Origin of the sequence: Flavobacterium sp. 5 (assembly GCF_002813295.1) — a bacterium.
GTDB lineage: Bacteria > Bacteroidota > Bacteroidia > Flavobacteriales > Flavobacteriaceae > Flavobacterium.
This window is the reverse complement of sequence record NZ_PHUE01000001.1, coordinates 4,593,161-4,608,602: the sequence shown is the minus strand read 5'-3', so window position 1 is coordinate 4,608,602 and position 15,442 is coordinate 4,593,161. Positions and strand designations below refer to the sequence as shown.

Below are 15,442 nucleotides of genomic sequence, written 5' to 3'. Positions count from 1 at the left end.
AGTATCATTATGAAACTAAACATAAAAAAATATTTATCTGTAGCCTTTTTGCTGGTTGTATCTTCTATAAATGCGCAGCAAGACCCTGAATACACTCAATACATGTACAATACTATGACTGTAAATCCTGCATATGCAGGATCTACAGGTAATTTAGAAGCGATTCTTTTACATAGATCACAATGGGTTGGCATGGATGGAGCGCCCAGAACACAATCATTCAGCGTAGATGGTCCATTACGAAACGAAAATATAGGATTAGGATTGAGTATTGTCAATGATAAAATAGGACCTTCAAACGAATTGTATTTTGATGGTAATTTTTCATATTCACTCGCTCTTGGCTATGAAAAAAGGTTAGCTTTTGGTATAAAAGCAGGAGCTAGGGTGTTAAATGTTGATTGGACAAAAGGAAAGTATTATGACAATGTTGATCCGTTGTTAAACCAAAACATCAACAATGAAATTAAACCATCTATTGGTGCTGGACTATACTACTATACCGACAAATGGTATCTTGGAGTTTCTGTTCCTAATTTTATTCAGTCAACCTATTATGATGATGTACAAGAAGCGGTCAATTATGATAGATTACATTATTATTTCATTGGAGGCTATGTTTTTGATCTCAATGTGAATTTAAAAATTAAACCTGCATTTTTGGTAAAAGCAGTAACTGGAGCACCTATTTCAGCAGATTTATCTGCTAATTTCATGCTGTACGAAAAATTTGTCTTAGGAGCTTCCTATCGATTTGATGATTCCGTAAGTGCCTTAGTAGGATTTCAAGTGTCCAATAATTTTTATGCAGGATACTCTTATGATTATACTGTAAGCGAGTTGAATAAATACAACGACGGTTCACATGAAATTGTGCTTCGTTATCAATTCCTTAAAAGCGAAAATAAAATTAAATCCCCAAGATTTTTCTAAAAACTGTACCTATGAAAAGAACGTATACCATTTGTTTATTGTGGTGTTTAACAACCGCTTATTCGCAGACAAATCTAAAAAAAGCAGATGCCTTGTTTAATGACTATTCTTATGCAGATGCTGCCAAAGCATACGAAGAATGTTTGCAAAACATAAAAAGTCCTTCTGCACATACCATAAAAAATGCGGCAGACTCTTACTATTATATTTCGGACAGTCAAAATGCCTTAAAATGGTACAAAAGGTTATATGAAATACAGGAAAACAATTTAACTGACCTTTCTTATTTGAGGTATATCCAGACTATGAAAGCGGTTATGGACTATGATGATGCTAATAAAATAACACTTGAATATTTAGAGAAAAAAAATGATCTTGAGGAAATCAAACGCTATAAATATCAAAAGCAACAAATGGACAGTTTAACTCTAAAGAAACCTTTATATGCCATAAAAAATTTAGATATTAATACTGATTTGTCTGATTTTGGAGCGAGTTTCTATAATGATAAAATAGTGTTTTCTTCAGCAAGGGATACAACCCATTTTTCAAATGGATTGTATAGCTGGAATAATGAACCGTATCTAAATTTATACGTTGCCGAAAGAAATCCTGCAGATAATAGTTTATTTAACCCAACTATTTTTTTACCAAATATTGAAACTAAATACCACGATGCCACAACAACTTTTGATGCAAAAGGGCAAACTATGTATTATTCTACCAATATCACTAAAAAGAAAAAATTAGTAGTTGATGATACTAAAACGAATAATTTCCAAATCATTAAAGGTCAAATTGTAGATGGTAAATTAGTAAATTCCGAAAAAGTCTTTTTTTCTAGTGAAGATTATTCTGTGGGACAACCTTCTTTGAGTGAAGACGGTAAATGGTTGTTTTTTGCTTCAGATATGCCTGGTGGTTATGGAGAAACAGATCTATACGTAGTTCAAATTGCCGATGACGGAACGATGGGTTCTCCAAAGAATTTAGGTCCTAAAATAAATACTATGGGTGAGGATGTTTTTCCATTTTTCTGTAATGGGATACTTTATTTTTCATCTGATGGCCATTATGGTTGGGGAAATCTAGATATCTATGAAAGTAAGTTTTCAGGAGATTTAAAATTTTCAACTCCTAAAAATCTTGGTGCACCCATAAATAGTAACAAAGATGACTTTGCTTTTATTATTAATTGTAAAAATAGTTTCGGGTATTTTTCATCCAATCGAGCACAAGGTAAAGGGAATGATGATATATATTCATTTACAAAAAGACCTTTAGTCTGTACTCAAAGTATTTCGGGAACAGCTTTCGATCGTAAATCAACATTACCATTGAAGGAGGTTTTAGTAAGAGCTTATAATTCTCATGACGAAGTTATTGCAGAAGCAAATACAGATGATTTGGGTAAGTACATAATCAAAGTTCCTTGTGATAGTATCATAAAAATGATTGCTACCAAACCAAATTATAGTAATGATGAAAAAACTGTTGAAACAACAGATACTTACAACACCGAAATTAAGGATATTGACTTTTATTTGAGTAATTATAATGATCTAGTAATAAGAGATAAAAAAGGAGTTGAAAAAGTGGATGTAAACCCAATTTATTTTGATTATGATAAGTTTGACATTACTCCTTTAGCGATTGAAGAACTTTCGAAAGTTGTTTTTCTAATGCAAAAATTCCCAAAAGTTATTATAAAAATTGAATCACATACCGATTCACGAGGAAAAGATCAATATAATTTAAAATTGTCTGATAATAGAGCCAAAGCAACACTCGACTATCTTATCAAAAGCGGAATAGATTCTTCTAGAATTCTTAGTGCAATTGGCTATGGAGAATCAAGATTGATTAATAAATGTAGTAATGGGGTAAAATGTACAGAGGAAGAGCATTTGATCAATAGAAGATCTGATTTTATTATTATTGCAAAATAAGTATACCAAATTACCAATTGTAGTAAAACATAAAAAAACTCCATTATTTCTAATGGAGTTTTTTTATGTTTTACTTAAGAGTTATGATATGACGTTTAAAATTGTTTCATTTAACCATTTAACTTCCCCATTTTCAATTGTAACAATCATTTTATCTCCATCTTTAACTTCTCCAGAAATTATTTTTTTAGCTAATGGTCTTCTCAAATGAGTTCTAATTATACTTTTTATAGGTCTTGCACCATATTTTGCATTGTATCCGTTCTCGGCTAAATAAAGTTTAGCTTCCATTGGAATTTCAACAGTAATATTAATATTCTTTAGTAAATCGATAAATTCTTTTTTAAGATGAATTTCAAATATTTTTAAAGCATTTTCTTTACTGATAGGAGCAAAGGGTACAATTTCGGTTAATCTTCCTAAAAATTCTGGTCTAAAATAATTCCCCATGATTTCCATTAAAGAAGAAGAACTAGGAATTTGGCCTCTATTAAATGTTTCTACAATATGATCTGCTCCGATATTTGAGGTAAAAAGGATAATCGCATTCGAAAAATCTCCTTCTTTTCCTAAACGGTCGTGTAATTTTCCCTCATCCATTATCTGTAGAAAAACATCATAAACAGAAGCATGTGCTTTTTCAATTTCATCAAATAGTACAATAGAATATGGTTTTTGTCTTATCTTATTTACTAATAATCCACCTTCTTCATAACCAACATATCCTGGAGGTGCTCCATAAAGCAATGCAGCTGAATGCTCTTCTTTAAATTCAGACATATCAAACCTAATAATCGCATTTTCATCTTGAAAAAGAAATTCTGCTAAACTTTTTGCTAATTCTGTTTTACCCGTTCCAGTTGGTCCTAAAAAAAAGAATGATGCAATCGGTTGACCTGCTTTACTTAAACCAGATCTTGATTCTAAAATAGAACCCGCAACTGAAGCAATACAATGATTTTGACCAATAACTCTTCGGTTTAAAACTTCTTCGATACTATTAAGCTTTTGCTTTTCTTCTTCTTTTAATTTTCCAACAGGAATACCCGTTTTCTTGGCGATAATTAGTGATAAGTCAATAGGCTCAATATGTAAACGTTTGTCTAAAGCTTTTTCTTCTAGACCATTAATTAGACTTTCGATGTGTTTAACAATTGATTCGGAAGTTTCAAAAGTATTCTTATCATTTTCTTCATCCACAATCATTAAAAAAGTAGTTTTATTGATTAAATCAGTAAGAAACCAGTTAAATTCTTTTATTAATTGTTCTTCAGATAAATTTTTCTCGTTCGTTTTTAAAACAGATAATTTATCAAGAATAGATTGTTTTTCTTTTAAGAAAGTCTCACCAGATGTCTTTAATACCGACATTGTATGATCGATAAGATTTATTGCTGATTCTGGCAGACTTTTTTCTTTTAAATATCTTCTTGACAATCGAATAGATTCAGATATAGTTTCATCATCAATTTGTATTTTATGATGTTCTTGATACGTCTTTATTGATTCTCTAATCATTCTGAATAAAGTTTCATCGTCAGATTCTTCCAATTTTACGATTTCAAACATTCCAGATAAACCTTGTTCTTTTTCGATTCTTTTTGAAAATTCATCAATGGTTGAAGTTGCAATGATATTTAAACCTTTAGCTAATTCTCCCTTCAAAACATTTGAAACACCAGAGTCTCCACCATTTTTATCCAATAGTGTATGGAACTCTTCAATAATAAATATTGCTTTTGGATACTGTCTCAGTTCTTGAATACAGTTTTTTAATCGATCTTCAATTTCACCTTTGTATGAAGCACCAGCAATTAAAGAGGATAAGTCCAATTCAAAAAGTTGTACTTTGTTTAAAGCATCTGGAACCTGATTTGCAATTACATTTTGAATAAGAGTATCAATTAATATTGATTTACCGATTCCACGATCTCCAATCAATAATACATTTGGTTTAGAAAATCTGCAAAGAATTTCTTTTATGGTGTTTAATTCTGTTTCACGGCCAATTGCAACAACTCTTTTACTCTTTTTTTCAAGGTTTTTATGAATACAATATTTACCTAAAAAACCTTTTTTGACTTCTTGTTTGGAAAAATTATCATTTTGTGGAATATCAATCTGATCTTCTAATAATTCACCTCGTAAAATAGGGTAGGTTTTCATTTGGTCAAAATTAAAACCAACTCCAGGAGAACTTATGGCAACTATAATCGCATAAAGACTTATTTCATCTTCATTTAATGCTATTCTTACCGATTCTGCTTCTATAATAATCTCATCAATCAGATGACTAGGTTCTGAATCAAGAACATGAGTTGTTTTAGGTTCTTCTTCCATACGGACTTCGGCCCATTCATCAAGATAATAGACATCTTTGCCCATGGTTTCAAGACGCTTTAAAAGTGATAAATCCCTGTTTAAAATAGCTTTAAGCAAATGTGATGCTGAGTAATATTTATTTAAATTGCTTTTAGCAATCTTTTTAGCAATCTCAAGAGCACTTAATAATTCTACGCTGAAAATGTTTTTTTCTTCTTCCATACAAATTTAATCTTTAGACCAGATCAAGTATTTTTTAACTTTATAGCTGATATTTAATCCTTTAACACAATTATTTTGTTTGTCTTTGTTAAGTCTTATCGATTCTATTTTTATTTTTTTTCCTTTAATAGAAGCACACAATTGAGAAAAAGTCAATAAATCTGTATCGTTTTTTACGATTGGAATATCCAAATCATCGCATAAATATTCTGCAAAATCATCTTTAACCTTATTACCTTCAGCTACTTTAGTCAATAAAATTTCAAATTGATCTTCTGATATTTTAGGAGCTTTTTTAACAGCAAGTGTACTGTCTTTAATCGTTTTTGTTTTTGGAGCTACTGGAACATATTGTAACATTTCTTCTAGTGGGTCCTTTTTTACAGTTCCGCGGGGCAACTCAAAAGCTTCAGCTTTTTTCTCAAATACGTACGATGTCACATCTAATGGATTTGTTTTTTTTATGACTTTTGGATGTACATAAATAACTTTTTTTGCAACACGACTAAAATCACCATTTATAACTAGTGTAATTGTCTTTTCTCCCGATGTAGAAAAATTATAAACAGGATTAGATGAAGTTTCATCAATACCGTTATTTTCACCAAATGCCCATTCCCAAGTTCTAGCATCTTCTGAAACAGATTTAAAATAAGCAGGCTGTCCTACAGTAATAATTTGGGGAGTAATAATTTGAGGTATACCTAACTTATCTGCTCCATATTTATCTTTTATATTAATTTCTTTCGTGTGACCACAATCCCCATTTATGGTTAAAGTGACATAATATTTTCCAGGATTTTTATAAATATGAAAAGTATGTTTTCTTACATCAATTTCAGAACCGTCTCCAAAGTCCCATTTCCATGATTTAGCATCATCTGTTTTATCATAAAACTCAATAGATTCATCCGTTTGTGAATGATCTGAAAAGACATAAAATTTAGCATCATCACAATCTACATGATTGAAAAACTGCACTATAAAGACAATTACTCCAATTAGTAACAAGATTGCAAAGAAAAAAACAACCCTGATATCAATATTTTTTTTATTCATTTTAAATGTTTAATTATTCTACAAAGTCAGATATTTTTTATGAAAATGAAAAACAAAAGTAGTTTTTATTATTTTAAAAATATTAAAATTATTACAAAAAATTCATAAAAATAATTTGTATTCTTACAAAATAATTTATTACGTTTGCAATGCGATGAATTAATTTGTAAATAAATTCATAATACAATTATTTTAACAAATGAGAAAATTCCTGATTTAAAAATTAAGAGGTAAAACTCAAGATTATTAATTTGTATTTTCAAGATCTAAAAAACAATGCAATTAAGTCTTACCGTATTTTTTGAATATTGGTAAAATAATAAAATACTATTTTCTATGAGGCAAGCAATTTTGTTAATTATGATTATGCATTTATGCATTAAATCTTATGCCCAACAATATATTTCTCAGATTCCTTTTAAATATGATTATTCTTTAGAATCGTTAAAAAAGCAATCCCAAATTGGAGAAATTGGGTTAAAGAATAAAACAATAGTTAATGATAATTCAGAAAATTTAAGCGATGATTTATTGGCTCTTAAAGAAAAATATTCAATTGTATTAGCAGTAATGCCTAATAAAATAACAAACTACAAATTATATTCTTACATCGACCCTTGGATAAACACTCCATACAAAGAAAAAAACTTTTCAAAGAAAGGAATAGACTGTTCCTATTTTTTACAGTCTTTATATAGTGATGTTTATAAGGTTACACTGCCTAAGGATCCTGCAGGTATGTGGAAATCAAAATCCATTCAAATTTTTACCGGAAGAAGTTTCCTTGCAGAAGGAGATTTAGTGTTTTTTAGATATGACAAAGACCATCCAATATCTGATGTGGGTTTATATCTACACAACGACAGAATCTTGGCTTGTACCAATAAAGGCTTGGCAATATATAATTTCAATGACGAGTATTTTCAGTTACGTTACATAGGAGCAGGAAGAATCAATGAAGATGTTAAGAAAAAATAAAAAAAGTCTTGAGGAACTTGTGTATGAAATAGAGAATATTTCATATGACATTAGAGCTGAAGTTATTACAAATGAACTCCTTGAGAGTAATATTATTCTGCAGGATGAAATTGCGATTTCAAATCATGGGCAATTCTCAAGAGCCTACAGAAGTGATATTTTGGGTGCGACAGTTCAGGATGATAATTATAATAAGCAAGAATATCTTAATATACAATTATCCAGAGACAGTATTTATGATGCGCTTCCAGAAGGGATAGTACATAGTCTAAGCGAAAATAACGCCGATAAATCGGTGAAGCAAATGATTAGGGAGCATAAGCATCAAAAAAAACAAGAAGCTGAAGCCCGTAATTTTTTTGCTCCTTTCGAAAATGAAATATTTCATTACCGAACAAAAATAGAAAATGTTGAAAGAGATTTTTTGTATAAACTGAATGGGAGTAAACCACTAGATTTTTTTTATAATTTTTGGGGTTTACCACATATTTATCCAGCAGTTTTGGTTTCAAAATTTATTCAACTTTTGCCTTACGCTTATAAAATTGTAGGAGATATTGATTTAGCTTGTCGTTGTTTAGCAAGTATTTTAGAAGAAAAAGTAACTCATACATCAACGAGTTCTAAAGAATATAGTGAAGAAGGTGAACAAATTAGATTAGGAGAGAATAGATTAGGAGTCGATTTTATTAGTGGTCAAAATTACATCGATTATTCTATGAATCTAACAATAAAAATTGGACCGATAATCAACAAAACTTTTGATAATTATATAAATAATGGGGAAATAAAAAATTTCATAGATTGTTTTTGTGAGCATCTTTTCCCAATGGAAGTTGAAGTAAAAATAGTTTTATTAATGAATGATGAAATTGAAGAATTTAATTTTAATAAACAACCTGTGTTAGGGTTTACAACAAGAATTTAGAAATGATAAAAAAGCATTTAGCAGCACTTATAGATGTCAGGCTTATAGTATTTTTAGTTGTAATTATAGCAGTTAGTGTTATACTTACAATGGTATTTAGTGATAAAATAAAAGAATTTGCAGTAAAATATAAAAGAAAATTTTACATATATCTTTTTTCATTTGTACTTATTTATGCCTTAGTTGGATTTTTAGGATACAATAAATTGTTTACTGAATTATCTGATGAGTTTCTTTTTTATCAGATAGCTTCTTTGCTATTCGGAATCCTTCATGTGTATTTATATAGATGGTATTTCGAGGGATTTAATTTAAAGGCAATAGGTCATGAATTGTTGTTTGCATTTTTAACCACACTTTACTCCAGTGTATTATTTGTTATTATTTACACTGCTCTAAATGGAATTCATTTTACTTTCTTGATGTGTTCCCATTTTCTAATTTTTATGGTTCCTACAGGGGTTTACGCGGTTTTCAATTATATGATGCAAATACCTCCAAAAGAATATGTTACATGGAAAATACCTGAAAGAAAAAATCCATTTCCAGAAATTGAGAATGTAGAAATGAAGGATTTGTTACTTATTACATTATTAATTCAGAAACAATCGGATAGCGAAAATTATACTTCTATTAGATCGAAAGGGCCTGTACGAATTGATTTTGGAGCTTTATTTTACCATACTGTTTCAGGGTTTAACGAGCATAATGCTGAAAGTAAAATCGAATTAAAACAAAATGGTGAAAATTGTAATTGGGTATTCTTTTTACAGCCAAAATGGTATCAGACTGCAAAATATGTAGATGCTAAATATACTTTGGGAATGAATGGAATTACTGAGAATTCGGTAATTATTTGTAAAAGGCAAAAGCAAAAAGAGAATATATTGAATAAGAAAGAAAAGAAAGAGGATAAAGGTTTTATTTACGAACCTAAGACTGAGAAAAAAGAAAAAGAAGTGGAGTTAATGAACTAAAAATAAATTCTAAAATAGTTTAAAAGCAAATGTATCATTTAGAGAAAATTGAGACGTCAGAATACGACAAACACCAAACTTACAAGGTAAGAAAAGGAGATACGCTTCAAGCTGTAGCTCGTGAACTTGGTGTAGAAGCTCAGGAACTCAGAAGATATCATAATATATATTGCCCGATCCAAGATTTGATAGAAGCTGATTTTAAAAACCATTTAGAACTAGTGATTTTGGCTCCTGAAAAAAAAGAGGTTAAAACAAATGAAGGAATAGCTAGAAAGCTTAAAAAAATTAGTCTTGCAAATGATTTCAGACTGCCTTTTTTACCAGAAAGAATTAATGAAAATTACAAAATACAATATACTTCTGAAGTTGGTGATGAGATTGATATTACAGAAATGAAGATATCAGTAAAATGGCTTGCTGTTGATAATAACAGGTATCATCTCTTCGAAATTGATAGAGCATCTGAAATTTATATCAATGGTAAAGCACCTGATACAATGATGAGTGAATTGGCATTGAAAGCTGCCGAAGTTTTGTATCCTTTAAAAATTGTAGTTAATGAATATGGTAAATGGATAGATATTCATAATTATAATGAAATTGAAAACCGTTGGGGAAGAATAAAAAGAGAAATTTTAGACTATTATGAAGGAGAAGTAGCAGAGGCTTACATCGAACATACCGAGAATGCATTAGAGAATTCGGAAACATTATTAGCTTCTATTAGTTCAGATTATTTTTTGAGAGTTTTTTTTAATGGTATTCATCTGGGGTATACTTCTGATTATTCATTTAAAAATGAGATTTCCTTTCCCTTAGAAAAAGAGGAAGAATCTATGTTTAAAGTACAGCAAAAAATTGCGCAACATTTAGATGATTCTGATTTAATCAAAGTAGAACAAAAAGGAGATTATATAGATTTAAGTGATGGAATTCAATATGGTTATGCTCCTTGGAAAGGAAATTATAATGCTGCTTTTTTTTTAAATTCAGATTCCTATTGCATCGAAAAAATAAATTTAGAATGTAGTATTGAGTATGATGAGCCTCTGAAAATTACTGTACATATTGAACTTCTTCAGGAAGACGAAATAAAAAGCAATAGTTAAAGATAGAAATAACTTAAAAGATTTATAAAAGGTAAAGTAATGAGTGAGAAACATATAGTCGTACAGGGTGCAACAGTAAAATGTAAGTTTAGTGTAGAACCTAAGTTAGATAAACTTAAGGTAAAAACACAAAGTAAGCATTATGCCAATGACAAAGATGCTGAAAAAAAACTTATTGCAACCGATAAAGAAATTGGACAAACATTAGAGAAAAATACTTTTGGAAAATGTAAAATGCAGCCCAATGGAAGCGGAGATTATTTGCCTTGCCAAGCTGTAATTACCAAATGGAGTGGTTTCTATGATAAAGTTACACTATCCAATAAAGGAAAAATTTTATTAGAAGATAGTAAAGGAACTTGTCCTATTGGTGGTCCTGATTGTATAGAAATTGATAAACATGGACAAAAAGCCGAACCAGGAAAGCAAAATGCAAAGCAGGTTAAACCACAAGTAAACAACCAAATAAATCCTTTGGTAAATACGACAAAATTTAAACAAAGTTTAGAAGAGAGTGATTCTATTTGTAAATAAAATAAAACAGTATGTCAGATTTTAAAATTATTGGAAATACTGCTCCCATAGTAGGGAAAGAAGAATTCTATTGGGTAAATAATTTATTAACTAAATTTTTACCTTATCAGAGTTTCGCCAATACTGATAAAAGTATTTTTGAACATCTTATTAATTGGGAGGTACATGTTTTAGAAAATGGCAGATGGCGTAAAACAAAAGAGAACGACAAAACTGGAAATAAAGTTTCTTATACTTTTTTACAGAAAAGTTTGGAGAGAAAGGGGATTCGTATCTATGCTCGCAAGGGTGAGGAATTTGCAAGAATTGACATAAAACCTAATAAAGCTGAGGAACCTAAAATTGATAGTATTGAGTTTCTTGACAAATTGGGTAATAAACCTACTCAACCTTTCGCATATAGTCAAATCCTTAAGGCAAGAGTACATTGCTTGCATATGGAAAAAAGAACAATATATGCAACTCTATGGGAAGATGATGCTGAGGGAGCTGGGCATAATAAGGCCAATGAGAAAAATAAAATGATAACTCTTCCAGGAACTGTAAAAGACGGTGTTGCTGATATAGATTTCTTTTTAAATCCCGATTTTACTAAAATTGCTGATGCAATAAAAGCTAAAGGAGATAAAAGTGAAGGCAAAACTCACGAGTATTATGTTACTGCTGAATTTTTAAATAAGAAGACGGCAAGTAACAATACAAATGTGGCTAATCCTAATGATAAAAAAGTAGCAGTTCCACAAAATAAACAAACTCCGGCTCAGAAAAAAGGTCCCTCCAAAAAACAGGAGAAAGAGAAATCTATTGTAGATAATGTTATTGATTGGTGGGAAGGAAAAGTAAAAGTTTCGCCGATAATTTTCCCAGATCCAATTGATGTTATAAATAGTGTCGCGAAGATTTTTACACCTGATAAAGAAGCGGAAGATAAAAAGAATGAAAATGGTACATGTGTTTGTAAAGAATACGATTTAATTTGGGGAAATAAAGTTAGTTGTGATTTTAGAAAAAAAGTTGTAGAAATTTCTAAAGAATTATGGCCAGATAAATATAAAGCAATGGCAAATGGATTGATGGCTGTTATGAGAGTTGAAACTTCAGAAACATTCTCTCCTTCTAAAATTGATTTAGTAAGCTATATTGATAATAATGGAAAAAAAAGAAAAAAATATCAAGGTCTATCTAAAGATGCAATTAATGAACTTGATGATAATTTTAATGGTGCTGTAGGTCTGATACAGTTTACAAAAGATGCAATAGATGCTTTAAACAAAGAAAACTCATTAACACTTAATAAGAAAAAATTAGCTTTAATGTCTGATATAGATCAATTAGATTATGTTAAAAAATATTTCATGTTATATGGTTGGCATAAAAAATTATTATCACCAGAGGATATTTATTTACAAGTTTTTTCTCCAATTGGTATTGCAAAAGATGATAATTATGTATTGTATCAAAAACATGAAAATCCTGAAACTGAAAAAGAAAAAACAAGCACAAAAAATTATAATGCAAATAAAAGTGTTGATGAAGAAAACAACAATGATAAAAAAATTCAACGTTTAGAAATTTTAGGCAGATATCGTTTAAGTTTTGCTGAAGGTATTTTAAAGAAAGAAAAAAAATTTAGTTGTGGAATAACAAAGGAAAAAGAGGAAACCAACACGATAGGAATATTAGATGAAATGAAAGCATTAGTAGATCAGCACATTTCATATAGTCAACTCGGAGTTAGAAACTCCCTTTCAGAAAAAGGATTACGGGGTTTAGATTGTTCGGAAACAGTATCAATTTACTTAACAAAATTAGGAATAACGGCGAGTGTTAAAGAAATAAATACAGGAGTTATGACTACTCAAAAAGATTTCAGAAAAGCTATAGATTCAGAAAATATTGATTTTGTTTCAGGAAGTAATTCAGAGAATTTTAAACCTAAGCGTGGAGATATTTTTGTTTGGAGGAGAACTGATGGAGTAGGACATACAGGAATAGTATATGAGTACAATGAAAAAACAGACTTAGTTACAATATTGGAGGCAATAGGTAATGTCGGTAGTGCTGATGAAAGAACTAATAATAATAATGGCGGTCATTCAGGAAAAGGATGTTCTAGAACGGCTATTTATAGAAGAACAGGAAAAGCTTTAGCCAGTCATGCAGGTTGGAAAGGATATTTTAGACCAAAAAATTACACTAAAAATTTATAAAACAATGAAATCAATTAAATTACTTAGCTTTTTTTTACTTTTTATTAGTTGTAAAGACAATAATACAAAGTCTTTAGAAATTAAAGAAAAAGAAGTAGCAAAAAATGTGGCAAATATTAAAAGTGTGGATGCGAATGAAGCTCTAGATAATCTTTTAAAATGTGGTGATTATTCCTATATAGATGGATATTTTACTATAGCTGATTTTGGATGCATATATCAACCTAAAGGAATAAATAAATTTGGAAATGCAGAAGTATATCTTATCCCTAAAAAAGAATTAAAAGAAAATTTTGATGTTGAAAAAGAAGAAAATAATATTGGAAGAATGAATATTAGCAGTTTAAAGAAATTTTATGATATATATATATTTATAATTGATAAAAAATATTTGACACATAATCCTAATATGGATGTGCCGTATTATCCAAGTTATCCATATAAGCAGACAATATATAAATACTTAGATGGTAAATATAAAAATATTGTAACTCTTGATATAAGTAATGAAAAAGATTCTAAATATACTGATTGGAAGATAAAATTTCTAAATAACTCTGATCAATCTGTACAAGACATAATACCTGAACTCAAGGGTGATTATTTTATTAAGACTAAAGTTTCTAGTATTGAAACAGGCGATCCAATTGACGTTAGTTTTTATTTTTCTTTTGATACATCAAAAGCAGTTTTAAGTATAGGTACAAATAACTCTCTTGAAGCATATTGTGAAGGGGCATATATTATTACAAAAAATGATAATGTTTTAAAATTAAAATATACTGGAGAAGGTACCTGTACTTCAGATGAAGATGAAAGTACATTTCTAATTAAAAAACAGAATAATAAATACTATATAAAAAGTAAAAGATTTGATGATTTTAAATGGCAACTATTAATTAAAAAACAGCTTTAAACATGATGACTCAAATATATTATACTAAAAGATAAAGTAAAATAATAGACCCCAATTTATTAAAAATTTTGATTGAATTAGAATTGTGATAAATAGTAATATGAAAAAAGCAAAATTATTTAGCGTCATCTTTTTTTTATTTCAAGTAATACATTGTAATGCTCAAAAGGAAGAAGCACAATTAGAATATCAAAATGACAATTTAATAAAAGAACTTGGCATTGGATTAGTGCAATTAGTAAATCCAAATGAAAAAATTATTTTATATAGTTATAGCTCCTGTAAAACCATAAAAACTAATCAAGCAAAAATCGGAAAAGATATCATTCCTATCTTAAATAAACCTGATTATAGCATCCAATTTTTTATTTGCTCAGAAAAAAACAACAAATACTTTAAAATCGTTACTTCTATTGGCAAATATGCATATATAAAGCCTACTCAAAAATATTTATATTATGACTGGTATGATTTTTTAAAAAATCAAGTAACTAGTATCGAAAATAAAAATATAAGCTTTAATCCATTGTTCGATAAAATGAATGGAAAAGTTATTACTATCAAAAACATACAATCAGACGATGAAATTGAAGTAATTGAAATTAAAGGCGATTGGTTAAATGTTAAAAACACTACTTTAAATAAAGAGTATTGGATAAAGTGGAGAGAAAAAAATAATCTTTTAGTATATCTTAATCTTTTAATGTAAAAAAAATGAAAAAAATAATAATATTCTTTTTTTGTATCATATCGATTAATTCTTGTTTTGGACAGAATAAATCAGATCAAAAACAAACTTTAAATTTTAAAATACCTGCCAGCATGTATATTTTGAATAGTGCTACGCTTAATTGGAAAGATCAAGTTTTTAAAATTTTGGCATTAGAAAAAAAAGTAAACGATAAAGAAAATGCACAACATAATTCATTGCTAATAATTATTTTAAAGAAATTTAATAATGAATTCATAGAAGCTAAATCAAATAAAAATATAGTTTTTAAATATGATTATAATTGTCCTGCAGACGGATTTCAAAAAATTGTAGTTAAAAATAATTATTTTACAATTGAACAAGTTTATTGTAAAGACTTTCTTTTTGTTAATTCATATACCACTTTTAGATTTGATGAAAAAACAAAAGAAATCGTGATGCATAAATATAGCGAAGCTTATACAGATCGTAGTAATCCATATAAGTTAATTCCTAACAAAATTAAAACAATTAAAGATTTCGGTAAAATACAATTTGAAGCAATTACACAAGAATTATTAATAAAATTAGTAAAATAGCTCAATGACTCT

13 protein-coding genes are annotated in these 15,442 nt (G+C 29.0%); 11 read left to right on the top strand and 2 right to left on the bottom strand.

What is annotated here, in order from left to right:
• Window positions 1-9 precede the first annotated feature (9 nt).
• The gene (locus CLU82_RS19320; protein ID WP_100844642.1) at window positions 10-933 is read left to right on the top strand and encodes a type IX secretion system membrane protein PorP/SprF; all 924 of its coding nucleotides are present in this window, start codon (window positions 10-12) and stop codon (window positions 931-933) included.
• Between the two features lie 11 nt (window positions 934-944).
• The gene (locus tag CLU82_RS19315) at window positions 945-2,882 is read left to right on the top strand and encodes an OmpA family protein (RefSeq protein ID WP_100844641.1); all 1,938 of its coding nucleotides are present in this window, start codon (window positions 945-947) and stop codon (window positions 2,880-2,882) included.
• A gap of 81 nt (window positions 2,883-2,963) precedes the next feature.
• Here CLU82_RS19315 and CLU82_RS19310 read toward each other — a convergent pair whose 3' ends face one another.
• Together CLU82_RS19310 and CLU82_RS19305 are read right to left on the bottom strand one after the other, a co-directional pair.
• A complete protein-coding gene (locus CLU82_RS19310; protein ID WP_100844640.1) occupies window positions 2,964-5,426 on the bottom strand; it encodes an AAA family ATPase in 2,463 nt (820 codons plus the stop codon).
• A gap of 6 nt (window positions 5,427-5,432) precedes the next feature.
• A complete protein-coding gene (locus tag CLU82_RS19305) occupies window positions 5,433-6,485 on the bottom strand; it encodes a PKD domain-containing protein (protein WP_100844639.1) in 1,053 nt (350 codons plus the stop codon).
• Window positions 6,486-6,821: 336 nt separating this feature from the next.
• Here CLU82_RS19305 and CLU82_RS19300 point away from each other — a divergent pair, with 336 nt between their 5' ends.
• The 9 genes from CLU82_RS19300 to CLU82_RS19260 all read left to right on the top strand — a co-directional run bounded on the left by CLU82_RS19300 (window position 6,822) and on the right by CLU82_RS19260 (window position 15,430).
• Complete coding sequence (locus CLU82_RS19300; protein WP_100844638.1) at window positions 6,822-7,463, top strand: C40 family peptidase; 642 nt, start codon at window positions 6,822-6,824, stop codon at window positions 7,461-7,463.
• On the top strand, window positions 7,447-8,391 hold the full coding sequence (locus CLU82_RS19295; protein ID WP_232735275.1) for a type VI secretion system baseplate subunit TssG: 945 nt from the start codon (window positions 7,447-7,449) through the stop codon (window positions 8,389-8,391). Before CLU82_RS19300 ends, CLU82_RS19295 begins: the two co-directional genes overlap by 17 nt.
• A gap of 2 nt (window positions 8,392-8,393) precedes the next feature.
• Window positions 8,394-9,368 carry a TssN family type VI secretion system protein gene (locus CLU82_RS19290; protein ID WP_100844636.1) on the top strand — a complete coding sequence of 325 codons (975 nt, stop codon included), beginning with the start codon at window positions 8,394-8,396 and terminating at the stop codon, window positions 9,366-9,368.
• Between the two features lie 29 nt (window positions 9,369-9,397).
• Complete coding sequence (locus tag CLU82_RS19285) at window positions 9,398-10,480, top strand: LysM peptidoglycan-binding domain-containing protein (RefSeq protein ID WP_100844635.1); 1,083 nt, start codon at window positions 9,398-9,400, stop codon at window positions 10,478-10,480.
• Window positions 10,481-10,519: 39 nt separating this feature from the next.
• Window positions 10,520-11,014, top strand: coding sequence for a DUF4280 domain-containing protein (locus CLU82_RS19280; protein ID WP_100844634.1), 495 nt, complete (start codon window positions 10,520-10,522; stop codon window positions 11,012-11,014).
• Between the two features lie 11 nt (window positions 11,015-11,025).
• Window positions 11,026-13,224, top strand: a complete 2,199-nt coding sequence (locus CLU82_RS20885) for a CHAP domain-containing protein (protein WP_198520243.1) — start codon at window positions 11,026-11,028, stop codon at window positions 13,222-13,224.
• A 4-nt stretch (window positions 13,225-13,228) separates the two neighbouring features.
• Window positions 13,229-14,140 (top strand): hypothetical protein, encoded by a 912-nt coding sequence (locus CLU82_RS19270; RefSeq protein WP_157813407.1) that lies wholly within the window; start codon window positions 13,229-13,231, stop codon window positions 14,138-14,140.
• A gap of 100 nt (window positions 14,141-14,240) precedes the next feature.
• Window positions 14,241-14,849: a hypothetical protein gene (locus tag CLU82_RS19265; protein ID WP_100844632.1), complete on the top strand. Its 609-nt coding sequence runs from the start codon at window positions 14,241-14,243 to the stop codon at window positions 14,847-14,849.
• Window positions 14,850-14,854: 5 nt separating this feature from the next.
• Window positions 14,855-15,430, top strand: coding sequence for a hypothetical protein (locus CLU82_RS19260; protein WP_100844631.1), 576 nt, complete (start codon window positions 14,855-14,857; stop codon window positions 15,428-15,430).
• The last annotated feature ends 12 nt before the right edge of the window (window positions 15,431-15,442 follow it).